This window comes from Streptomyces doebereineriae (genome assembly GCF_031845645.1).
GTDB lineage: Bacteria > Actinomycetota > Actinomycetes > Streptomycetales > Streptomycetaceae > Streptomyces > Streptomyces canus.
Genome location: NZ_JAVREZ010000577.1, coordinates 1 through 391 on the forward strand (window position 1 = coordinate 1; position 391 = coordinate 391).

General features: G+C 64.5%; 1 protein-coding gene. It reads left to right on the forward strand.

Translation table 11 applies throughout. The features are described 5' to 3' along the window. Positions 1-31: 31 nt before the first annotated feature. Positions 32-391: SbcC/MukB-like Walker B domain-containing protein (locus RNB18_RS53335; RefSeq protein WP_311721222.1), on the forward strand; the 360-nt coding region annotated here is incomplete at its 3' end.

The window sequence follows — 391 nt, forward strand, 5'->3', positions numbered from 1 at the left end:
GGCCCAGCGCATCTCCTCGCGGGTGTCGCTGGTGAGCTTCGGCGACGAGACCGCGATGTTCGATCAGTACACCGACATCCTGCAGCTGCGGAAGTTGTTGGCCGGCAACACACCCGAGGACCGGCAGTGGACACGCGATGCGCTGGATGTGCGCAACCGGTTCGTGCTGTACTGCGAAGAGCGCGACGCCGAGACCGGCGAGGTCATCCGGACCTACAGCAATTCCGGTGACAACTCGGGTGGTGAGCAGGAGAAGCTCATGGCGTTCTGCCTGGCCGGGGCGCTGAGCTTCAACCTGGCCAGCCCGGACAGCAATGACACCCGGCCGTTGTTCGCCCAGCTGATGCTGGACGAGGCGTTCTCAAAGTCGGATCCGCAGTTCGCCCAGCAG